Consider the following 22,578-nt stretch of genomic DNA (forward strand, 5'->3'; position numbering starts at 1 on the left):
GAGGCGCACCGAGCCAGGCGGTCCGCGCGGATGGGGGCCAGCGCTATTGACCTGGCTCCACCGTGTGAGGGGAAACCTCCTGGAGTGGACCCCTGGGTTCGGCGGGAGCAGCGGGCTCCTGGCCCGGGACCACACCCGGCTTCGCGGGAACCCCGCCGTCTCCGTCCCACGCGTCCAAGGCGCCATCGGGCTGTCCATCGAGGAGGCGGCGAAGGATCCGGCCATCGGCGCTGATCGCGTACCGCACGCCCGAGTCCAATGAGACATACCCGCCACCGCAAGACGCTTCGTCTTCGTAGATGTAGACGAAGATGACGTCCCCCTGGCGGCTCACGTGGGAGCGCTGCGCCTCCAACCGGCGCCCGCCTGGGGTGTCCTGGGTCCTGTGCGGCAGGAAATCGTGGGTGGCGATCAGCACGGCGCGAAGCAGTTCCCCGTCCCACGCGTAATGCTCGCCTGGCGTCCCCACGGGAATGGCGGGTCGCTCGTGAAACGCGGGAAACACAATGGTCTTGTCGTCCTCCACGGGCACAGGCGCGGGGAACGGACCCCGGACACACCCCGAGCACAGCGCGGCCAGCAGCACGACCCCCCAGGCACCCGCCTTCATTGACGAACCTCCCGGCCATTGAGGCGGTACGTGTTCGCATCGAGCCAGGTCACGATGGAGGAGCCGACGTCCAAACATGAGGGCACCCTAGTCGGGTCTTCACCCGCGCCCTCCGGAAGAAACCCCGGCCCGGGATGTTCCCCGCGAGAAGACGCCCTGATCCCTCCGCTTCTCGCGCCTACATCCGTCCGCCCGGACCCGCTTCACGTCACCCGAGCATCCGGGCCCGACTCCCGTTAGAAGCACGCGAATCCGCTCCCCGGGGCCCTACCCCCCCGCCGGGGCAATACTCCGCCGCTCGTCGCTCCGTCCATGATCGTCCACGCCGTCACCCACCACCGCCGTCCAGCGCTTCCAGGGGGAACCCCATGGCGAATCTGAAACGGTCTCCCGAGGGAGAGCCGTCCCAGCCCTCGGGTCCGGTCAGCGCGCCCCCGCGGGACGAGGGCGGCGAGAGCCTCTCGCGCGCCCTGGACGTGCTGGAGGCGGAGCTGGAGCGCGCCCGGGTGGTGCTCTGCCAGGGCGAGCACGAGCCCACCGGCGTCGTGGGCGCCCCCGCCCCCCTGCCCGAGGAGCCCCAGCCCCTGCCCCCGGGCACCCTCGTGGGCCGCTACGTCGTGCACGAGCGGCTGGGCGCCGGCGGCATGGGCGAGGTGTACGCCGCGTTCGATCCCCACCTCAACCGCCGCGTGGCCCTCAAGCTGCTGCTGCCCGGCGGCTCGGACCGGAGCCAAGCCCGCCTGCGCCTCATGCGCGAGGCCCAGGCCATGGCGCGCCTGTCCCACCCCCACGTGCTGCCCGTCTTCGACATCGGCGAGCACGGCGACCAGGTCTTCATCGCCCTGGAGCACGTGGCCGGCCGCACCCTGCGCCAGTGGCTCAAGGAGGAGCCCCGCGCCTGGCGTGAGGTGCTCCAGGTGCTCACCCGCGCGGGCCAGGGGCTCGCCGCCGCCCACGCCGCGGGGCTCGTCCACCGCGACTTCAAGCCCGACAACGTGCTCGTGGGCCATGACGGCCGGGTGCTCGTCTACGACTTCGGGCTCGCCTGCGAGCAGGGCACCGGCTCCCCCGGCGCCCCCGTGCCCGTGGACCTCACCGCGCTGCTCGGCGCCCCCGTGCCGCCCCCGGACGCCGACGCCTTCGCGGACCTGCAGACGCGCGAGCCCCGCGAGACGCCCGTCACCCGCGCCGGCCTCATCATGGGCACCCCGGGCTACATGGCCCCCGAGCAGTACCGCCACGAGCCCCTCACCGGCCAGGCCGACCAGTTCAGCTTCTGCGCCACGCTGCACTTCGCCCTGTACGGCGAGCACGCCTTCGAGGGCCACGGCGCCGCCGCGCTCGCCCGCGCCACGCTCGCCGGGCAGCTGCGCGCCCCGCCCCGGGACTCGGACGTGCCCGAGTGGGTGCGCCGCGTGGTGCGCCAGGGCCTGAGCCTCGCGCCCGCCGGGCGCCATGCCTCCATGGAGGCCCTGCTCGACGCGCTCCAGGAGGAGCCCGGCTCGGGCCTGCCCCGCCAGGTGATTCTGGCCGTGGCCGCCGCCTTCCTCGTGGCCGTGGTGGCCGGCGCCGCCACCCAGTGGAACCAGCGCCAGGGCCTCTGCCACCACCTGTCCGATCGGCTCACCGGGGTGTGGGACGCCCCCCGGCAAGAGGCCGTGCGGCGCGCCTTCCTCGCCACCGGCCAGCCCTACGCCCCGAGCGCCTGGACGAGCGTGAAGACGGCGCTGGATGGCTACGCCTCGGCGTGGGTGGAGCGCCAGCGCCATGCCTGCGAGGCGACGTACCTCACGGGCCGCGCCTCCGAGGAGCGCTTCGCCGCGCGCACGGCGTGCCTGGAGCGCCGGCGCTCGGAGTTCAAGGCCCTGACGGCGCTGCTCGCCGTGGCCGAGGGCCCCGAGGTGGAGCACGCCGTGGAGGCCGTGCGCGGCCTGTCCGAGCTGGGCCCCTGCGACGAGGCCGCGATGCTCACCGAGCGCGCGCCGCCGCCCACCGAGCCCGCCGCGGCCGCCCGGGTGGAGGCCCTGTACACGGAGCTGGCGCGGGCGCGCGCGCTGCGCATCTCCGGCCAGTACGCGGCGGGGCTCGCCGTGGCCACGCCCGTGGCCGCCTCCGCCCGCGCCCAGGCGTACGCGCCCCTGAAGGCCGAGGCCCTGCTGGAGCTCGGGCAGCAGCAGCGCGGCTTCGGCGACCCCGCCGCCGAGCAGACGCTCCAGGAGGCCGCGTGGACGGCCGACGAGGTGGGCCTGGACGAGGTGCGCGCCGAGGCCCTGGTGGCCCTCACCCAGTTCATCGCCTACGACGCCGCGCGCGTGAAGGACGGGCACGACTGGTTCCACCAGGCGCACGCCCTGCTCGTGCGCACCCGGCGCCAGGGGCGGCTGCTCGCCCAGCTCGAGAGCGCCCACGGCCTGCTCTACGGCGCCCAGGGCGACCCCGTGGCCGCCGAGGCCTCGCAGCGCAACGCCCTGGCCGAGTGGGACAAGGCCGCCCTGCCCGAGAGCCCCGAGCACGCCTCGCTCCTGCGCCACCTCGGGCTGACGCTCTCGGCCCAGGGGCGCCACGAGGAGGCGCTCGCGGTGTACCGGCGCGCGCACGGGGCCTATGTCCAGACGCTCGGCGACGGGCACCCGCGCGTGGGCAGCGCCCTGGTGAACCTCGGCGGCAGCCTCAGCGCCCTGGGCCGGCCCGAGGCGCTCCCCACCCTGCGCGAGGGCGTGGCCATCGTGGAGCGCACCCTGCCGCCCCGCCACCCCTTCCGCGCCGTGGCCCTGGAGACGTGGGGCCTGGCCCTGTTGCGCGCGGAGCCGGGCGAGGAGGCCGTGCAGGTGCTGCGCCGGGCGGTGGCCGCCGCCGAGGGCGCGCGCGGCCCCCGGCACCCGGACGTGGCGCCGCCGTGTGACGGCCTGGGCCGGGTGCTGCTGGAGCGGGGCCGTGCCGCCGAGGCCCTGGAGCACTTCACCCGGGCGCTCGGCTTGCGCGAGCGCGCGCTGGGCCGCGAGCACCCCGAGCTCGCCGCGTCGCTCACCGGGCAGGGCGAGGCACTCTGGAGCCTCGGCCGGAGCCACGAGGCCCTGGTGCCCCTGCGGCGGGCGCTCGCCCTGCGCGAGTCGCACGCGGTGCCGCCCGAGGACCTGGCCCAGACGCGCTTCGCCCTGGCGCGCGCCATGATGGACGCCCGCCTCGACGCGAAGCAGGCGCGGGCCCTGGCCGAGCAGGCCGCGCTGGGCTTCGAGGGGCCGGGAAGCCGCGCCGCGCTCGCCCAGGTGCAGCGCTGGCTCGGCGCGCGGCATCCCTGAGGAGGCTCCAGGGTTGGTAACCTCCGCGCGCTGATTCCACCGCGGAGCGCGTACCGTGACGAGGCTGAGCTGGCTCCACCTGTCCGACCTGCACATGGGGCCCAAGGGCTCTCCCTGGCTCTGGCCCGAGAACCAGGAACTCTTCGAGCGGGATCTGCGGCGGCTGCATGGCCAGACCGGCCCGTGGGATTTCGTGTTGATCTCGGGAAACCTGACCCGCACGGGCAGCGTCCGCGAATTCAGTCGCGTCAATGCCGCACTGGAGTCCTTCTGGGTCTACTTGCGCAGCCTGGGTTCCGACCCGCATCTCCTCGTGGTGCCAGGGATCCAGGATCTCCACCTCGCCAACCTGTCCATGAAGCAGCGCCACCTCCTCCGAGGTGACGTGTGGCACGCGAGCCTCGCGATTCAGAAGGACTTCTGGAGCCAGCGAGAGCATGCCGCGCGAATCGCACTCCAACAGGCCTTGAGCCCCTTCACTTCCTGGTCCGAGGCTTGGCGAAACACGCACGACTCAGCCAACCGCCTGGAATGGAACCCGGGTCTGCTTCCAGGAGATTTCGTCGCGACTTTCGTCAAGGACGGACTGCGCCTGGGCATCGCTGGCCTGAACTCGGACTTCCTTCTACCGGATGATGCAGGCAAGACACATTTCGCCCCCACCGCTCGACAGCTCGACACGGTTCCCGGTCGCGCCCTCGCAGACTGGTCCCGCTCGAACGACTTCAATCTGTTGATGACCCACAGTCCGCCTGCCCTTTTCCATGCCAAGGAGTCCGCCGAGCTCCAGAGCGAGCTCGGATCGGCCCCTGGCGGCGTGGTACATCTCTGTGGGAGTTGGGGAGGGGCGCCGCCCTGGAAGCTCAAGACCCCGCCCTCTCAGCACGAGCGGATCATCCAAGCACCTTCGCTCTTTGGCGACACGGATGGACTCGTTCCCCATGGATACATCGTGGGGCAGCTCGACCCCTCCGCGGACAAACGGCTCGAGTTGCATCTTCACCCCCGGGCCCTGTCGAGTGACGGCGAGGAAGAGCACCCCCTAGGCGCAGCACGCACACTCCGCCTGAAACAGAGACAGCCGCGCGGCTCCGATACGTTCCCGCCTCACGCTCCACCTGCCTCCGCGCTGGAGCCAGCCCCTCTTTCTCCGCCGAAGCCAGCCTCGAGCTTCTCTTCCGCGATCCACCGCTTGTCGTCCCTTACCAGTCGCGGAGAGCAAATCCTCCAGTTCGTCTGGTCCCATTCAGGACAAGAACTCGTGTTCGGCGTGCAACAAGGGGAACTGTTTTTTCAACCCCTTGAGAAGCCCATGCCTCGTTGGTTCAACCGGGCCCACGGCTCTCCGATCACGGCCATGTGCTGCTCACCAGATGGACGAGAGCTCGTGACCTATGCGGCTGGAACCCTTCGCTTCTCCTCCACGACCAATGGAAGAGCCAGCCGGGAGCCTGTCCCCGTCATGACTCGCGCCCATGTCACGTCCGTGGCTTGGTCGTCGCAAGGGCAACTCGCGATTGGCTTTGATGACGGCGCCCTCCGCTTCGTGACAGAAAAAGGCTTCGAATCTCCCGAGTGGATCTTCAAATCCGGTCAGCGGTTCGCGATCAGAAGCATCACCTGGTCCTCCAACGGCCGGTTCCTTGCCTGCGCGGGCATGCCACCCAAGCAGCGCGTCTTCCTGATCGACATGCAGGAGCGAGCGACGACGTACATTGCTTGGGTACGAGACGAATCCCCTCACGCCTTGAGCATGTCCTGGCAGCCTGGAAGCACCCAGCTCGCCATCGTCCACGGCAACGAGGTCGTCCGTATTCACGACCCCCTTCAACAAGGAAGGGATCGGACCTTGCACGGGCACACACACGACATCCTCTGTGTGTCATTCTCCCACGACGGACGCCTACTGGCGTCCAAGGCGGAGAATGGAACCATCCTCCTGCACCGCACCGACACCTGGGACATCGTCGCGACCTTCGGAAAGCCCGTACCGTATCCGCAAGTGGCATCGTCCCAGCTTTGCTTCTCTTCTTCCGATGACGTGTTGGCGAGCCTCGCCCCCGATAGAGGCGCCATCAACCTCTGGCGCATCGACACCGACGCATTGCTCGGGCAACACGCACCGACCCAGACCGTCCATACCGTCAGCGCCAAGGTCGTCCTGGTGGGCGAGGGCCGCGCGGGCAAGACCTGTCTCGCGCTGCGGCTGTGCGCGGACCGCTATGAGGAACAGGACTCCACCCACGCCATGCGCATCTGGAGCCTGCCCCTGGAGCGCCTCGTCCCCGAGCAAGCACCGTCGCCCGCGGAGCGCCGGGAGATCATCCTCTGGGACATGGGCGGACAGAGCGAATACCGGCTCGTGCACCAGCTCTTCTTCCGGGACACGGCCGCCGCGCTCATGGTGATGGAGCCCGGGCGAGGCAAGCCCGCGCGCGATGAGATCGAGGGCTGGAACCAGCGCTTCACCGCCCAGGCGGGCACCCAGCTGCTCCCTGCCAAGCTTCTGGTGGGAACCAAGGTCGACCATGAGCACGCACCGGAGGATCGACCCGCGATCCATCAGCTCCTAGGGCAGTGTGGCTTCGCGCCCGACGCCTACATCCCCACGAGCGCGAAGACGGGTCAGGGGATGTCACAGCTGAGGACTCAGCTCGCCCGGACCATCGACTGGGGCAGCCTCGCGCGCCACAGCCACCCCATCCTGTTCGAGCAGATCCAGGGTTACATCCGGAAGCTCCGCGAGAGCCGCCGCGTGGTCATCACCTTGCCGGATCTGGAGCGGGAGCTGCGTGATACCCGCCCCGAGGCGGCGGACCCGGAGGCCCTGCGCGCCGTCGTGGAGCAGCTCGGCCGGCAAGGCATGCTCGCGGACACCCGTCTGGCGGATGGCACCCATGCGCTCGTGCTGGAGATCGAGCAGGTGGAGCGCTACGCGAACTCCCTCATCGTCGCGGCCCGGGAGAATCTCAACGGTGTTCCCGCGATCAACGTGGCCGACTTCTCCACCGCCCGCCAGCTCCCGCGCATCCGGCCCAAGGAGCGTCTGCGCCGAGATCAGGAACTCATGGTGCTCGACTGCGTCGTCGAGCTGCTGCTGCAGCACGGCATCTGCCTGCGGCATCAGGGTCTGCTCGTCTTCCCTTCGCTCTTCGTCCACGCGCCCTCGGAATCGGGCGTGGGGCCGACCCACGCCGCATCGGCCGCCTATGAGTTCTCCGGTCCTATTGAGAACATCTACGCCTCGCTCGTGGCGGCGCTCGCCACGAGCCGGGGCTTCGGCGCCATGCGGCTCTGGGGGGATCGCGCCGAGTTCGGTGAGCCCGGCCAGGACGTGTCGGGGTTGCGCAAGCTGCAACGCGCGGATCAACAAGCCCGAGGCATCGCGCGACTCGAGCTCTACTTCGAGACGAGCACGCCCCCCGCCCGGCAAGCACTCTTCACCCGGTTCGTGACCACCCATCTGCAGGAGCAGGGCGTGACCTTCGAGAGCCACCTCGCGGTCCAATGCCCCTGCGGTCACATCTTCGCCGAGCAGATCGTGAACCAGCGGCGCGCCAAGGGCCTGCAAGACATCGTCTGCTCCCTGTGCGACCAGCGCACGTCCCTGATGGCCGGTGCGAAGAACGCCTCACTGGATCGGGCCATTCAGGGCCTCCAGGTCGGCACCCAGCGGCAGCGAGAGCAGAGCGTCCTCGAAACGAAGGTCAGCATCAAGGAGGCCCAGACCGAGGTCCCCCCGAGCGGTCCCCTGCGCATCCTCCACCTGAGCGATCTGCACGTGGGCGCCGAGGTGGATCCCATGACTTTGTTCCAGCCCCTGGTCGCCGACCTCCAGGATCCGGAGGATCTGGCCGTAGGCAAGCTGGACTACCTCGTCATCTCCGGGGACATCACCAACCGGGCCTCCGCCGGCGAGTTCAAGAAGGCGCTGGAGTTCGTGACCGCCCTCCGCGACAGGTTCGAGCTGTCCGCCGACCGGTGCATCATCGTCCCTGGCAATCACGACCTGGACTGGGACACGTCGGTCTATGACTGGCGCCCTCAACGTCAGGTTGACCCCAAACGGCTTCCCGCAGGCAGTTACAAGGAGCAAGGGGCAGGCTACGTCGTCCGGGACGACAAGCGCTACCCGGAGCGATTCAGGGCGTTCTCCGAGCACTTCCACCATCCCTTGGTGTTGAAGGAATACCCGCTCGACCCCGAGAAGCAGTGCATTCCCACCCTGTTCACGGATACGCGGCTGCAATTCCTGGCCATGAACTCGTCCTGGGAAGTGGATGAGTATTTCCAGGAGCGCTCCCACATCCACGAAGGGGCCTTGTCGCGTGGATTGCTCGCCGCGCAAACGCAGTTGGAGCAAGCGCGGCGCAACGGACAGCTCGCCCCGAACGAGCCCGTGCTCAAGCTGGCCGTCTGGCATCACCCCATCACCGGCAACGAGAAGATCCAGCGCGATGCGTTCATGGGCCGGTTGCGCCAAGCAGGGGTGAGGCTCGTGCTCCACGGGCATGTGCACGAGAACCGCACGGACGTCCTGGGTTATCTTGACCCCAAGAAGCAGATTTACGTCATCGGCGCGGGCAGCTTCGGCGCCCCCACCCACGACCGACCCGAGTCCGTGCCCCGGCTGTACAACCTCATCGAGGTGGCGCGCGACCACAGCACCGTGCGCGTAAACATCCGGGCCCTCCCTCAGCAGGAGGGCGCTTGGGAAGGTTGGGCCACGAGGCCCGGCGCCAAGAAGGGCGAGCGCCGTACCTACTACGACATCAACCTTCGCCAAGAAACATGAAGTGTCTCGGCTTGACGTCAGCGTTCCCATCTTCCCGACCGAATCAAACTTGCATCACCTGGAACCGCGTCCCACATTGAGTTCCTCGTCCTGCGCGTTGGCGTTGCTCTTCGTGATTTCCTGCACCACGAGTTGCGCCAAGAAGGAGAGTCCCGTACCCGTATGCGTTGAAGGGCTGCTCTCCGCGGAGAAACATGCCCAGTGCGACATGAAGAGGTACTTGGAACTCTCCTCTGTTCCCCAGGAGTTCGCTCGACGCAAGAGGTCCGCCCAACAGCTCTACGAGCAGGGAGAGGCTGCATTCACCGCCGGCCACTACAAGAAGGCCCACACCGCCTATTCGACCTCCACCGTATGGGTTCCTTCCTACCGGACGATGGTCAAGGCAGGTGACGCCCTCTTCTACAGGTATGCGTTCTCCACGGAGTCTGAAGGCACGGATGGAGGCAAGACCTCCTGTTCCACCTACTTCGTGCGCGATGCGGAACTCCAAATCCCGCAGACGTATGACGCGGCCTTGAAGTTCCTCGCATTCGAGACCGCCCAGACTGGATTACGCGTTTCCGATGTAGAACTCGCACAGGTGCGTCACAAGTCGGAATGTTTGAAGGCCCTGGCCTCGGCCCATCAGGCTCCACCCGAAACATGTGTCGACCGGACACGCATCAAGGAATGTCTGGTCCAACCCGATTGACGCGGAACCCAGATGGGTCTTCACCAGCGTCTGGACGGACCGGCTCCACGCGCCAGCCGTCCACGCCCTCGGTGAAGCGGACGTAGAACGCCGTTCCCTTCACCCCCGCCTCCGGGCCAAACCAGCCGCGCAGCAGTCCCGGCAGCTCGTTGCCTGAATCCCCCTCGGGGCCGGCGACGTTGCAGAACTCCTTCATCATCCGGAAGCACCACCGCGCGCCGTCCGGCAGGCGCGCCATCAGGTCCCCCGAGGGCACCTCCGGCCGCTTCGCCCGCGAGGGCAGCTTGAGGATCGGGTGGCGCGCGTTGCGCAGGACCTTTGTCTCGAAGGACGGGCCCTCCAGGTCCTGGCGCTCGCGGTCCCGGAGCACGAAGAGCCCGTGGTCCACCAGCTCCCGTGTCAGCTCGATGAACTCCTCCCGCTCGTCGCCGGGCAGCCGTGGACGCGCGACGAGCAGCCCCTCCTCCAGGCGCAGGCCCGGGCCCGCCCAGGACTCCAGGGGCCGCTGCTCCCACGCCGTCCGGAACCACGCGTCCGACGCGGGCGTCCACCCCTCGCTCAGCTCCCGCTCCCGGGCGAGCGCCGCCGCCAGCTCCGGCCGCCGCGTCACCAGGGCCTGGCTCCGCGCCGCCAGTTCCTCCAGGGACATGCCGCTCAGCAGCGCCCCCGCCTCCAGCAGGACCTTCAGCACCAGCCACCGCGAGCCCGGGTTGCGGCCCTCCAGGGAGTCGAACCAGTCCGCGCCCGCCTCCAGGACCCGCGCCTCCTCCGGCGTCAGGTCCCCTTCCGCCTGGACGAAGCGCAACCAGCCGCCATGGGCCGCGCGCAGGGTCATGGGCAGATAGCCCAGCCGGTACAGCTCCCCCGCCAGGGGCCGCATGCCCCGGGCCGTGCGCAGCTCCCGGTAAACCCGCTCCACCGCCGTGCGCCCCTCGGGCAGGAGCCGCACCAGCAGCTCCTTGGCCTCCAGCTCCACCTGGAGCGAGCAGCCCGGAGGCAGCTCGGGGGCGCGGCCGTCCACGAGGTAGTCCCGCAGGGTGAGCCGGGCGTTGCCCTCCCCGAGCAAGGCGAACAGGCCCCGCAGCCGGTCCAGGAACACCTGGTGGTTGCCCACGAAGTCGAGCACCGTGAGCGACGGCTTGCCCCGGGCCTTGCGCAGCCCCCGCCCGAGCTGTTGCAGGAACACCACCGGCGACTCCGAGGGCCGCAGCATCACCACACGGTCCACCGCCGGAAGGTCCACGCCCTCGTTGAGCAGGTCCACGGCACACAGGGCCTCCAGGGAGCCCCCGGCCAGCGCCTCCAGGGACCGGGCACGCGCCTCGGCGGACTCGCCCGAGTGCACCGCCTCCACCCGCACGCCCCGGGCCCGCAGCCAGTCCCGGGCGAACTCCGCGTGGGCGATGGAGCAGCAGAAGACCAGCGTCCGGCGTCCCGGGTGCTCCTGCCAGGCCTCCCACAGCCGCGCCATGCGCTCCTGGGTCTGGACCGCGTGCGCGAGCTCGGCCGGGTCGAAGCGCCGCCCGCGCCAGGGAATGTGCGCGTAGGCCACGTCATCGCGCAGGCCGTGGTAGGCGAAGGGCACCAGGAAGCCCTGGACGATGCCCTCGCCCACGTCCACCCGGTAGGCTAGGTGGTCGTCGAACAGGCCCAGGATGTCGCCCTCGTCGGCGCGCTCGGGCGTCGCCGTCAGGCCCAGCAGGAAGTCCGGCGCCAGCCGCGCGAGCAGCGCCCGGTAGCTCGGCGCCGCCGCGTGGTGCACCTCGTCCACCACCACGTAGTCGAAGGGCTCGGCCGCGGCCAGCCGGGCCAGGTGCTCGGGGCTCGACAGCTTCTGCACCGAGGCGAGCACCACCTGTCCGTCGAGCTCCGACCGGTCCGCGACGCACCAGCCCAGGCGGACGCCGCGCCGCTGCCGCTCGAAGACCTGGGCGGTCTGCTGCAACAGCTCCACGCGGTGCGCGAGGACCAACACCCGCGCGGGCCGGCCCCGCTCCCGCTCGAGGGCCGCCACGTCCTCCACGGCGACCAGCGTCTTGCCCAGTCCCGTGGCCATCACCACCAGGGCCCGGCGTCGGCCCCGGCTCCGGCTGTCCGCCAGCGCCGCGAGCACCTTCTTCTGGAGGGCATGGGGCACGAGCGGCGCGGACGGGTCCATGCGCGTACGCTAGGCGCACGCGGGGGGACTGGCCAGACGCCGTCGCTCGGCACGGCACCGTCAGAACCCGGAGAGGCACCCGATGACGCGCACCTCGCGCTCGGGCCGCCGTCTCCCACGGGCCCTTCCAGGTGCCGCCATGACTGGCGGCCACGAAGCCGCGCCGCCGCTGGAAGAGCGCGGGGCCGTGAGGTGCATCACCCTTGGGGTGTGAAACGGATGACAGGCCGCGCCGACCGTTTTCTCCAGAGTGCGCGGTACCAGGAGCCACACGGCGCCTGGCGGCGATTGCCAGCCCGTTCACTCACCCCATGAAAGCCGGACCCACCATGTCGACCCTGAAATCCCTCGCGCGTCTGACGACCCTCTTCCTGAGCTTCTCCGCTCCCAGCACCGTGCTCGCGGGGACCTGCGATGACGGCACGGGCGAGTCGTTGTCGATCCAGCTCCATCCGGCTCCGGGCAAGGCGCTGATGCAGACGCCCTACCGCGCCTCGATCAAGGTGAGTGGCGGGCCCGTGCATCAGGTCGAGATCGACACGGGCTCGGCGGCCATCATCCTGCCCAAGACGTTGATCGGCCCGGACGCCACCCTCCTGTCGTCCGGCCAGAGCTACGGGTACGTCAGCAGTGGCAACGGGTATCTGGGCGACTGGATGCTGGCGAAGGTCGAGGTGGCCCTGGATCAAAGCAAGGGCGGGCCGGCGACGGCCACCAGCAGCGAGCCCATCCCCGTTTTCGGGGTGACGCACACCTGCAAGGGGAAGCCGACACCGGAGCGGACCCACTGCACGGCCCTCGACGAGAAGCCTGGCCACCTCGGCATGATGGGCATCGGCTACAGGCCCTTCACGGTGCCCGGTCAGACGGCCCGCGCGCTTCCCAGTACCAACCTCTTCATGAACCTGGGGCGCCAGACGCCGGGCTACGTCATCACCTCCCGCAGCATCCAGGTCGGGTTGAACCGGGAGAACACCCAGGGGTTCAAGACCTTGCCGCTCGTGGCGAGCGCCAACGGACAGCTCGCCCCTCGCACCTGCATCCGCTACGCGACGGAGGAGGGGAAGACGAAGGAGCTGTGCGGCGCCTCGCTCCTGATGGACACTGGCATCAATCACTTCTACCTGACCATGCCGGCGAAGTACTGCCCGGCCAAGAGCCTCGATGGCCGGGCGCCGAAGGGAGCCGGTTTCACGCTGTCCGCTCCGGACTCGAAGAACCCCGTGCTCGCCTTCAGCTTCAAGGTGGGCGACCCGGCGTCGTCGCCCATGCTGCCGGAGTACGTGAACTGCGTGACGGAGCCAGGAACGCCGTCCACCCCGCCGTCCTCGGATTCCTTCCACGTCAACACCGGCCGCACGGTGCTCGCGGGAATGGACTATCTCTATCGCGCCAGTGACGACCCAGCCTGCCATGTCATTGGCTTCCGGCCCACCACGGCCCGCTAGCCGCGTCCCTCCCCTGACGGGTCATTCCCCTGGGATGAGCTGACGGCGGGGGGCGGTTCGGATAGACACGGGCCATGACCCACGAGCGCAACGGCCGCGAGCCCTGGCCCCCGGAGCTCACCGACCACCTGCGCAAGGTGGACCGGCTGCGGCGCGCGGGCCGCTACGCCGAGGCCCTCGCGCGCATGCACGAACTCGTCGAGGCCTATCCCCGGCAGGTGCGTGTCTACCTGGAGCTGGGGCTCACCCTCGCCATCTGGGGCGGCCAGCCCGCCGAGGCCCTCCCCTGGTACGAGCGCGTGCTGGCGCTCGCCCCGGGTCACGCCTCGGCCCAGTTCCACCGCGCGCTCGCCCTCGCCCGGCTCGGCCGCCATGCCGAGGCCGTGGCCGGCTTCGACGCCATCGCCGCGGAGGGCGAGTTCCGCAAGGCGCTCGTGCTCCACATGCAGCGCGCCGAGTCCCTGGAAGTGCTCGGCCGGCTGGAGGACGCCGAGCGCGACTGGACCCGGGCCCTCGACGAGGACCGTGGCAATCCGTGGCTGCTCCACCGACGGGCCTCGCTGCGCGCCCGGCTCGGCCGCCTGGAGGAGGCCGTGGCGGACCTCACCCGCGCGCTCGCCTCGCCGGACGAGGACGCGGTGGACGCGGAGTTGCTGCACGACCGGGGCCTCCTGCGCGCCCGGTTGGGAGACCTCACCGGCGCCCGGGCCGACTTCGAGGCCGGCCGCGCCGCCCTGCGCGAGGGAGACCCCGCCCCCCTCGTGGCGGCCCTCACCGGAGGGCTTCCCGAGACGGCCTGAGTCCCGCTTCCGGGCCTCCGTGGACGCCACCGGCTGTCAACTTCCTCGCCCGCGAGGAGGCATGCGCCCCGCACGGAGGCCCAAAAGGCGCTCGCGTCAGAGGACGCCTCTAGGATGCGCCGCTTCGAGGCCCTCGGGTCCGACACACGGGCAGGGAGCGCGCCACCATGATGGACTGGAAGAACCTGCTGTGTCCCCAGCGCATCCGCGAACTGCACGGAGGCCGCGCCTCGGCTCGGGACGAGCAGGAGCTGCGCACGGAGTTCGACCGGGACTACGACCGGGCCGTCTTCTCGACGCCCGTCCGGCGGCTCCAGGACAAGACCCAGGTCTTCCCGCTCGAACCCCATGACGCCGTGCGCACGCGGCTGACCCACTCCATGGAGGTCTCCACCCTGGCCCGGGGGCTCGCGCGCGCCGTGACACGCAGGCTGGTGTCCACCCAGCGCATCGACCCGGACCAGGCGTCGGGCATCGAGGTCATCGCCGCGACGTGTGGATTGATTCACGACGTGGGCAACCCGCCCTTCGGACACGCGGGCGAGAAGGCCATCAGCAGCTGGTTCAAGAACCGTGTCGAACGAGACCCGGGCTTCTTCGGCGAGTTCGACGCGCATCCCCTCCAGGACCAGCTCCGTCAGGACTTCCTGTGCTTCGAGGGCAACGCCCAGACGCTGCGCATCGTCTCCAAGCTGCAATTGCTCGCGGACCGGCACGGACTCAACCTGACCGTCGGGACCTTGTCCGCGGCCATGAAGTACACGGCCGCATCCCATCAGACAGGCAAGACAGGCAAGGCCGTGTCCGAGCACAAGCCGGGCTACTTCGCCTCCGAGCAGGGCGTGGTGGACAAGATCCGCAAGGCCACGGGGACCCAGACCGCCCGCAACCCCATCGCCTCTCTGGTCGAGGCCAGCGACGACACCATCTACGCCACGGTGGACCTGGAGGATGGCGTCAAGAAGGGCGTCATCACCTGGGCGGAGCTGGAGCAGGCCATTCCCGACGAAGCCCCCTCCGCCGCCAGGGATTTCATCCGCGAGCAGTTGAAGGCCGCCTCGGACTACATCTCCAGCCACATCGAGCACGAGCCCGAGCTGGCGCTCAAGGGACGGGCGCTCGACGAGGCGAAGGCCCAGCATTTCCGCACCGTCGTCATCGCCAAGACCAAGGGCGCGGTACTCCAATCCTTTGACAGCCATTACGACGCCCTCATGAACGGGAGCTATCGCGGTGAGCTCATCGCGGACAGCACCGCGAACGCGCTCATCCAGGCGTGCAAGGAAGTGGGTCGCAAGCATGTCTATTCCTCGGCCCAGACCTTGCGCCTGGAACTCCTGGGCCGCCGCGTCATCCACGACCTGATGGATCTCTTCTGGGAAGGCGTCGCCCTGCACGATGGCGTCACCCCCGGTCCCGGCTTCGCGGGGAAGATCTACAACCTGCTCTCCCGCAACTACCGCGCGGTGTTCGAACAGGCCTGCAAGCAGTCCCCGCTCCCCAAGAGCTACCACCGCTTCCAACTGGTGACGGACTACGTCTGCGGCATGACCGACACGTTCGCCTGCAAGTTGCACTCTGAACTCACCCATGGCTGACGCGACGAATCCACGGCTCGAGTCCCTGCTGCGCAGACGGCTCAGTGCCTTCATCCATCGGGAGTCCGTCTGGCGGCCCGCGGTCCGCTCGATCCAGGAGCGCACCCAGGCGCGCGACTGGACGATGTTCCTCTTCGGCGGAACCTTGAGGGACCTTCTCGCGCTCGCCCCGTCCACGGTGCCGAGGGACCTGGACCTCGTGGTCGCGGGCACCACCCGGCAGGAGCTCGAGTCCGTGTTCCAGCAGGAGCTCGTCCGGGTCAACCGCTTCGGCGGGCTGCACCTCGTGACCCACAAGTTACCCGTGGACATGTGGACGCTCGAATCGACCTGGGCGTTTCGCGAGCGCCTGGTCCCGGGCGGAGAGTTCTCGGACCTGCCCCGGACCACGTTCCTGAACGTCGAGGCCATCGCCGCGGAGTTCCATACGCGCCCGGGCCGGGCCCGGACCCTCTACACGCGGGATTTCTTCCGGGGCATCCAGGAGCGGCAGGTCGAGATCAACCTGGAAGACAATCCCTTCCCCGCGCTCTGCATCGTCCGCTCGCTGATCACCGCCCAGCGGCTGCGCTTCTCGCTCGGACCGCGGCTCGTGCGCTACTTCCTGCACCACGCGCGGCGCATTCCCCTCGAGGAGATGGAGGCCATCCAGCGCTCGCACTACGGCCGCGTCCGCATCAACCGGCACACGCTCCACATGCTGAACCGTCTGGTCCGCGAGCAGGCCAGCCATACCCGGCTCCAGCCCATCAGCCTGCCGCGTGCGAAGCAGCTCCCCCTGCGGGGCGTCGCCTGACGCGCCAGGTGCGTCCCCACGGGATGTGAGCCCCCTCACAGCGGCGCACCGTGGTGGAGGGCTAGACTGCCGCGCATGCCGAGAAACGGGGTGTGGCTGTGCGTGGGGGCGTTGTTCTTGAGCGGATGCGCGGCGGCGTTTGGGAGCTTGAGGCCCGCTCGCTTTTCCATCCAATGCGTCCTCACCCCCCAGGGGACCTTCGCGCGCTGTCATCCCGACGGGGAAGACATCCCGGGCGTGGGCACGCTCCTGACGGGTTTCTATGTGTCGAGGCTCCATCCCCAGAGCGGTGAACAGGCCCCCACCTGGAAAAGGCGCATCTTCCGCTTCACGGTGCCGGCGGAGGGGCCCGACAACACCAAACTCCCCCTCATGACCCTCAATGATCCAGGCCGGACGTTCTCGGACGCCGAGCGCTCGGAGCAGGAGGTGCTGCGCATCTCGGACTTCCTGTGTCGGCATCAGCAGCTCGACACCCCCGTGCTCTCCCGGCTCCCCCAGGGCGTGGAGCCAGCCCTGCTCCTGCGACCGGAGGATCTGCGCTACCTCCAGGAGCACCCGCCAACGGAGCCTCCGTCGGCGCTCGACCGCCTGGGCCTGTACGAGGACCTGGCCCACTCCCTCTCCTGCGTGCTCAAGGACGTCCAGTTCACGGGGAACACGGCCCGGGTGCGACTCCAGCCGTTCTCACCCCCCTGGGTGGAGCTGGACGCGGAGCGGCTCGCGTCCGAGGCGGACACCTACGGCGACAGCACGGGCGTCGCCCGGCTCCAGCTCATCGCCCAGTGGGTCGGCCAGCATCCCACCCGGAGTGACGGCCCCGAGCGCACCCTCGCCTTCGTGAACACCCCTCACGGCTGGCGCGTGGACTACCAGCTCCCGGAGCGCGCGGGCCCGGCCGCGCCCTGAGCTACAGCCGCTGCGAGCCGGGGGCCTCCGTGTCGCGCTCCTCCTCGAGCTCCTCCAGGGCCTTCTGGGCGAGCCGCACCCCCCAGGCCTCGCCGACCTCCTTGGCCTCCTGCATCACCCGGGGCTGCGCCGCGAGGAAGCGCTTGCCGGAGGCGGATTCGTGGAAGGCGATGGCCGCGTCCAGGTCCGCCTCGGACAGGTGGTTCATGTAGATGGGCACCAACTGGTCCACCAGGGACTCGCGCGCCGCCATCTCGCGGAACTTCTCCAGGAAGCCGGGGGGCACGTCCGCCGAGCGCTCGAAGTGGCGCGCCATCAGGTCGAACATCATCCGCCCCGAGGCCTCCGCGCCAATGAGCACCATGAGCCGGCGCACCTTCTGCTCCTTCTGGGAGCGCGCGGCGTCACGCACGGGCGCGGCGGTGGACGCGGTCCGTGCCGCCTCCGGGTGCGAGCACCCCCCCATCGCCAGAGCCAGGACACACCACCGCCACGACGCCACGAATCGCCAGGAGCCCATGCCGCTCCACGATAGGGCGCCCGCTCGCGCACGCGGAAGGGGCGCCCCCACCAACTGTCTCGGGCCTTACTTGACGACGATCAGATAGGCGTGGCGCGCGTCGTTCGCCCAGACGACCAGCGTCGTCTTGCCCGGCCCCACCCCACTCACGCGCACGGTGCCGCCCCCCATCGACTCGATGTCCGCCACGGTGTCATCCCCGAGCGACATGCGCGTCAGGCCCGGAATCGTCAGGTCCCGGTGCTCGCCCTTCTTGAGGGTGATCGTCTCCTGGGGGGCCTCGGCCGTCTTCTTCGTCGGCTCGGCCGCCTGAACCGCCCCCGCCGTGCTCCCCAGGACCCCCGCCAGGACCACCAGCATCCCCACGTCGCGTCTCATGTTCATGACGGACAGTGTCTCCCCGGCGCGAGGGCAAAAGAAAGGGAGGCGGCCCCAGACACCGGGCCGCCTCCCCTCTCACTCAAGCCCTGCCTTCAGCGCCTACTTCGTGAAGGACACGGGGCCGTTGGACAGCGTGGCGTTGCCCGCGCCGTCGATGGCCCGGACCCGCCAGGTGTGGCTGCCCGTGGACAGGCCGGTGAGGCTCGTCTGCTCCGTGCCCGTGCCGTACACCTCGAACTCCCACAGCGAGTAGCCATACGGCAGGGCGCGCTTGACGCCGCGCATCCGCACGTAGCGGCCCACGCCGTTGAGGCCCGTGAGGTCGTCGAGGCCGCCGTTGCCCGCGGTCTCCGTGTACAGCGCCTTCCAGTTGGTGGAGCCGTCCAGCGACGCCTCGATGACGTACTGGCTGCCGTACGCGGCCTCCCAGTTGAGGACCACGCGCTTGACGGAGTACACGCCGCCCAGGTCGATCATCAGGGACTCGGTGTCGGGGCTGGCGGTGTCCGAGCGGCTGGACCACCGGGTGGTGGCGTTGCCGTCCACCGCGTCGTTGCCCGAGCCGAACTCGGAGGAGCTGGCGTAGGCGTTGCGGCCGAGCGCCAGGTTCGTGGTGGAGGCCACCCGGGGCGTGGGGTTGAGGGTGGGGGTGCGGTCCGCGCCATCCACCTGGAGCACGTAGCGGGAGATGCCGCTGCCCACGTCCGAGGACTGCTCCCAGATGAACGTGGTCGAGCTGCCCGACACCGTGCTGCCCGCCGCCGGCACGAGCGCGGAGAAGGCCGCCGGGGCCGTGGTGTCATTGAGGGTGAAGGTGGACGTGGGCGAGGCCGTGACGCCGCCGGCCCAGTTGTAGGCGCGCACGAACCAGGAGTGCTGGCCGTTGGCGAACACCATGCCCTCGAGCGGGGCGCTGGTGGTCTTGGTCGTCGTCAGGGCGATGCCGTCGATGACCACCTCGTAGCGGTGGATGCCCGTCTGGGCGTCGGAGCTCGCGTTCCAGGTGAACGCGGGCCGCGCGCCGGTGATCGTGGCGCCGTTGGCGGGCGCCGTGAGGGTGAAGGCCGCGGGCGGCGTGGAGTCCGTGAGCCCGAAGCCCTGGAGGCCCGTGCCGTACTGGAAGAGCGGATTGCCGTAGATGGGCTGGATGGCCTCGCCGGCGGCGATCTTCTGACGGATCGTGGCGCGCTCGGAGTCCGTGGCCCCCAGGTCGAAGGGCAGGTCCCAGCGCTCCAGCTGGTTGCTCTCGTTGTCGGTGCCGATCTGGCTCATGCTCCGGGGCAGCTGCCAGGGCAGCTTGCCGCGCGGCAGCACGTCGCCGAAGAGCAGGTCCGCCACGGCCAGGCCGCCCATGTCACCGGGGCGGTACGCCATGAGCAGCGCGTTGCTCTGGGGCACCACGTTGGTGAGCACGTAGGGGCGCGGGAGGATCATCACCGTGGTGGTGGGGATGTTCTTGGACTTGAAGCTGGTGATGACGCCGTACTGGTCCCCCCACTTGGCGTCGTGCGCGGGGCCGATGGGGTCGCCCGGCAGGTAGGGCTTCTCCTTGTCCCACTCGGTGCCGTGGGTGAAGTAGCTCTCGCCCACCACCACGATGGCCGCGTTGGGCGTCACGCCCGCGGGGGCGGCGTCCTTGTACACGATGATGCCGTCGCGCTCGGCGCGCTGCTTGATGGCCTGGTAGATGGTGAGGTCACCGAACTCGGTGCCGTGGAAGTCCGAGCGCCACGTCACCATGCACGCCGGGTCGTCCGCGCGGGGGCCGGCCACGACGAGGCGGCTGCCGGCGGGCAGGCGCAGCGGCAGGGCGCCGTCGTTCTTGAGCAGGGTGAGCGACTCCTGGGCGGCCTGACGCGCCAGCTGCTTGTTGGTGGCGGTGTGCCACTCGGCGGTGCCGGCGGGGCCCTTGCGGTACGGGTCCTCGAACAGGCCCATGCGGAACTTCAGGTCCAGGATGCGGCGCGTGGCGTCGGTGATGCGCGCCTCGCTCACGTCCGTCTCGAAGGTGCCCATCTGCGTGGGCGTGGCGCCGCCCATCACGTCCGAGCCCGCCGTGGCCGAGCGCGCCCACGCGCCCGAGGGCAGCCAGTCCGAGCAGATGACGCCCGTGTAGCCCAGGTTCTGGCGCAGGTAGTTGAGGATGCCCGGGTTGTCCCCGGCGCCGTAGCCCTCGGGGCCCAGGAGCCAGCTGCCCGCGTAGCCCGGCATGATGCCGCTGGTGCCGGCCTCGATGGCCGCGTGCCACGGACGCATGTGGTAGTGGATGGTGGTGCCGTCGTAGGTGATGCCCGCCTCGCCGCCCGCGCCCTGTCCCGGCCAGTGCTTGGTGGTGACCCAGATGGAGTGCGGGTTCACCTCGGGGCCGCCCTGCAGGCCGGCGATGAGCGCGCGGGTGAGGCCGGCGGCCAGGTCCGCGTCCTCGCCGCTGCCCTCCTGGATGCGGGGGTAGAGCACCTTGGTGCCCACCTCGGCCAGCGGGGACAAGGTGCCGCGGCTGCCCACCGCGAGCTGCTCGCGGCGCTGCATGTCGCCCATGTCCCAGGAGCGCTGCGGGTCGCGCGTGGCGGCCAGCGCCGGCTGCGTGGGCCAGCTCGTCTTGTAGCCGTGGATGGAGTCACCCGCGTCGATGATGGGGATGCCCAGGCGCTCGGCCGCGGCGGCGCGCTGGAAGGTGACGATGTCCTCGGGGCTCAGGGGGCCCATCATGAAGCCCGCGTTGGGCGTGGTCTTCGAGTCGAAGAACATCTGCAGCGCCTTCTCGCGCCGGGTCATGCGGCCGAGCAGGTCGTTCACGCGCGTGGCGACGGGCAGGTGCCAGTCCTCGTACGGCTCGATGGTGCCGTTCTTGTTGAGGTCCCGCATGCCGTTGATGAGGTTGACGCCGTCCGCGGCCGTCTCCACCACCGGCAGGTACACGCTGAAGTTGCCGATGTCCGAGCGGCTGGTGCTCCCGCCCACGGTGGCCACCACGTACCACTTGTACGTCCAGCGGTCGCTCAGGTCCTGGGTCAGGGTGAAGGAGGTGCCCGTGGCGGTGCCCACCTCGGAGTAGCGGTCCAGCAGGCTGCCCGCCGCCATCCAGTCGTAGTCGTCCCGGGTGATGTTGACGAAGACCTTGTAGCTCGTGGCGCCCGACACGGCCGCCCAGGTGAGCGTGGGCCGGCGCGTGGTGGTGATCATCGCGCCGTTGGCGGGCGCGGACACGCGGAAGGCGCCCGTGACGGCCGGAGGCGCCGGGGCCTTGTAGGGGTCCGCGATGATGGTGCGATCCCGCGGATCCGTGCCGCCGCCCGTGGAGTAGATTTCCACGTTCCAGTTGGCGCCCTGCACCGCGAGCGCCGTGATGCTCTGGCCGCGCAATTGCGTGCCCTGGGCGTTCACCACCGCCAGCCGGATGTCCGTGTTGGGCTGGGTGGGGGAGAACTGGTTCTTGGACATCGTCACCGTGGTGTTGGCCGCGTAGGTGAGCTGGTAGGTGAAGGGGCCCGGGGGGTTGCGCACGCCGGGGGAGCTGATGTCGCCCTCCTGGGGCGCCGGCGAGATGGCCAGCGGCGCGGGGGACAGGTTGATGCGCGCGAAGGCGAGCTCGGGGAAGTTCAGGTTGATGATCTGGTTGCCCGACTGGGGCGGCGGCGTGGTGCCTCCCCCGCCCGGCCCGTAGACCTCGAAGGACCACAGCGAGTAGCCGTGGGTGGTGCCGCGCGAGGTGCCGCGCATGCGCACGTAGCGGTACGTGCCCGACACGGTGTGCTCGCGGCGGCCCTTGGCGCCGTCGGTCACGGTGGCCAGCGTCGTCCAGGAGGTGTCATTGGTGGAGCCGTCGATCGTGTACGTCTTGCCGTAGGCGTCCTCCCAGTCGAGCACCACCTTGGTGAGCGCCTGCGCCGAGCCCAGGTCCACGCGGATGATCTGCGGATCCACGCCCGGAGCGGACGACCAGCGGGTGCCCCCGTCCCCGTCCACCGCGTACTGGGGCCCATTGCCCGCGGCGTTGTTCTCGACGCTGGTGGCGGTGACCGACCGGCCCCGCGCCAGATCCGTGCCCGTCGACGTGCTCCCGCCGCTGCCGTACACGGCGAACTCGTACATCGAGTAGCCGTAGCCGGTCAGGGCGCGCGTCACGCCGAGCATGCGCACGTAGCGGTAGCTGCCCGACACGGTCACCGTGTCCAGACCGCCGTCCGAGCCGGTGACGGACGCCAGGTCCGTCCAGGCCGTGGCGTTGGCCGAGCCCTGGATCTTGTAGTCCTTGGCGTACGCCGCCTCCCAGTTGATGGCCACCTGGGTGAGGGCGGTGGCCTGCCCGAGGTCGACGTAGAACCACTCGCTGGTGGTGAAGGTGGAGCCCCAGCGCGTGGCCAGGTTGCCGTCCACGGCCTCGGCGGCCGAGCCGACCTCCGTCGACGAGGCGAACGCGGGCTTGTTGAGCGCGAGGTTCTGGCCCGTCTGGGCCTCGGCCGCGAGCGGCGCGAGCAACGCGCCCAGCAGCGCCACGCCCGCGCGGGCATGGGACAGCCAGGACCCGGTGCCACGAGGGCCCCGGCTGGAATGAAGGGGAAGGGTCATG

General features: G+C 70.0%; 12 protein-coding genes. 8 read left to right on the forward strand and 4 right to left on the reverse strand.

Translation table 11 applies throughout. The annotated features are described in order from the left end of the window. Positions 1–978 precede the first annotated feature (978 nt). The 3 genes from I3V78_RS02395 (at position 979) to I3V78_RS02405 (ending at position 9,398) form a co-directional block, all read left to right on the forward strand. On the forward strand, positions 979–3,909 hold the full coding sequence (locus I3V78_RS02395; RefSeq protein ID WP_239576261.1) for a serine/threonine-protein kinase: 2,931 nt from the start codon (positions 979–981) through the stop codon (positions 3,907–3,909). A gap of 55 nt (positions 3,910–3,964) precedes the next feature. Continuing rightward, positions 3,965–8,704 (forward strand): metallophosphoesterase, encoded by a 4,740-nt coding sequence (locus tag I3V78_RS02400; protein WP_204484696.1) that lies wholly within the window; start codon positions 3,965–3,967, stop codon positions 8,702–8,704. Between the two features lie 220 nt (positions 8,705–8,924). Next, on the forward strand, positions 8,925–9,398 hold the full coding sequence (locus tag I3V78_RS02405) for a hypothetical protein (protein WP_204484697.1): 474 nt from the start codon (positions 8,925–8,927) through the stop codon (positions 9,396–9,398). Here I3V78_RS02405 and I3V78_RS02410 read toward each other — a convergent pair. Continuing rightward, a complete protein-coding gene (locus tag I3V78_RS02410; RefSeq protein ID WP_204484698.1) occupies positions 9,370–11,556 on the reverse strand; it encodes a DEAD/DEAH box helicase in 2,187 nt (728 codons plus the stop codon). The two genes, I3V78_RS02405 and I3V78_RS02410, sit on opposite strands and share 29 nt — an antisense overlap. 329 nt (positions 11,557–11,885) lie before the next feature. Here I3V78_RS02410 and I3V78_RS02415 point away from each other — a divergent pair, with 329 nt between their 5' ends. The 5 genes from I3V78_RS02415 (at position 11,886) to I3V78_RS02435 (ending at position 17,107) form a co-directional block, all read left to right on the forward strand. Next, on the forward strand, positions 11,886–13,004 hold the full coding sequence (locus I3V78_RS02415; protein ID WP_204484699.1) for a hypothetical protein: 1,119 nt from the start codon (positions 11,886–11,888) through the stop codon (positions 13,002–13,004). A gap of 74 nt (positions 13,005–13,078) precedes the next feature. Beyond that, entirely contained in the window at positions 13,079–13,804 is a 726-nt protein-coding gene (locus I3V78_RS02420) for a tetratricopeptide repeat protein (protein ID WP_204484700.1), read from the forward strand. A gap of 167 nt (positions 13,805–13,971) precedes the next feature. Beyond that, positions 13,972–15,402 (forward strand): dGTP triphosphohydrolase, encoded by a 1,431-nt coding sequence (dgt, locus tag I3V78_RS02425; RefSeq protein WP_204484701.1) that lies wholly within the window; start codon positions 13,972–13,974, stop codon positions 15,400–15,402. After that, a complete protein-coding gene (locus I3V78_RS02430) occupies positions 15,395–16,198 on the forward strand; it encodes a hypothetical protein (RefSeq protein ID WP_204484702.1) in 804 nt (267 codons plus the stop codon). Before dgt ends, I3V78_RS02430 begins: the two co-directional genes overlap by 8 nt. 237 nt (positions 16,199–16,435) lie before the next feature. Continuing rightward, on the forward strand, positions 16,436–17,107 hold the full coding sequence (locus tag I3V78_RS02435) for a hypothetical protein (RefSeq protein ID WP_204484703.1): 672 nt from the start codon (positions 16,436–16,438) through the stop codon (positions 17,105–17,107). 1 nt (position 17,108) lies between these two features. On the opposite strand, the gene I3V78_RS02440 is transcribed toward I3V78_RS02435, so the two are convergent. From I3V78_RS02440 to I3V78_RS02450, 3 genes are all read right to left on the reverse strand, one after another. Next, on the reverse strand, positions 17,109–17,627 hold the full coding sequence (locus I3V78_RS02440) for a DUF2059 domain-containing protein (protein ID WP_204484704.1): 519 nt from the start codon (positions 17,625–17,627) through the stop codon (positions 17,109–17,111). A gap of 66 nt (positions 17,628–17,693) precedes the next feature. Next, on the reverse strand, positions 17,694–18,011 hold the full coding sequence (locus tag I3V78_RS02445; protein WP_204484705.1) for a pilus assembly protein N-terminal domain-containing protein: 318 nt from the start codon (positions 18,009–18,011) through the stop codon (positions 17,694–17,696). A 96-nt stretch (positions 18,012–18,107) separates the two neighbouring features. Next, complete coding sequence (locus tag I3V78_RS02450) at positions 18,108–22,577, reverse strand: galactose-binding domain-containing protein (protein WP_204484706.1); 4,470 nt, start codon at positions 22,575–22,577, stop codon at positions 18,108–18,110. Position 22,578: the final 1 nt, after the last annotated feature.

The sequence above is a fragment of the Archangium primigenium genome (genome assembly GCF_016904885.1).
GTDB classification, from domain to species: Bacteria; Myxococcota; Myxococcia; order Myxococcales; family Myxococcaceae; genus Cystobacter; species Cystobacter primigenius.

Excerpts from the sequence above, each read along its gene's own strand:
- I3V78_RS02395 (WP_239576261.1), top strand. The coding sequence starts at position 979 with ATGGCGAATCTGAAACGGTCTCCCGAGGGAGAGCCGTCCCAGCCCTCG.
- I3V78_RS02410 (WP_204484698.1), bottom strand. The coding sequence starts at position 11,556 with ATGGACCCGTCCGCGCCGCTCGTGCCCCATGCCCTCCAGAAGAAGGTG.
- I3V78_RS02415 (WP_204484699.1), top strand. The coding sequence starts at position 11,886 with ATGTCGACCCTGAAATCCCTCGCGCGTCTGACGACCCTCTTCCTGAGC.
- I3V78_RS02420 (WP_204484700.1), top strand. The coding sequence starts at position 13,079 with ATGACCCACGAGCGCAACGGCCGCGAGCCCTGGCCCCCGGAGCTCACC.
- dgt (WP_204484701.1), top strand. The coding sequence starts at position 13,972 with ATGATGGACTGGAAGAACCTGCTGTGTCCCCAGCGCATCCGCGAACTG.
- I3V78_RS02430 (WP_204484702.1), top strand. The coding sequence starts at position 15,395 with ATGGCTGACGCGACGAATCCACGGCTCGAGTCCCTGCTGCGCAGACGG.
- I3V78_RS02440 (WP_204484704.1), bottom strand. The coding sequence starts at position 17,627 with ATGGGCTCCTGGCGATTCGTGGCGTCGTGGCGGTGGTGTGTCCTGGCT.
- I3V78_RS02445 (WP_204484705.1), bottom strand. The coding sequence starts at position 18,011 with ATGAACATGAGACGCGACGTGGGGATGCTGGTGGTCCTGGCGGGGGTC.
- I3V78_RS02450 (WP_204484706.1), bottom strand. The coding sequence starts at position 22,577 with ATGACCCTTCCCCTTCATTCCAGCCGGGGCCCTCGTGGCACCGGGTCC.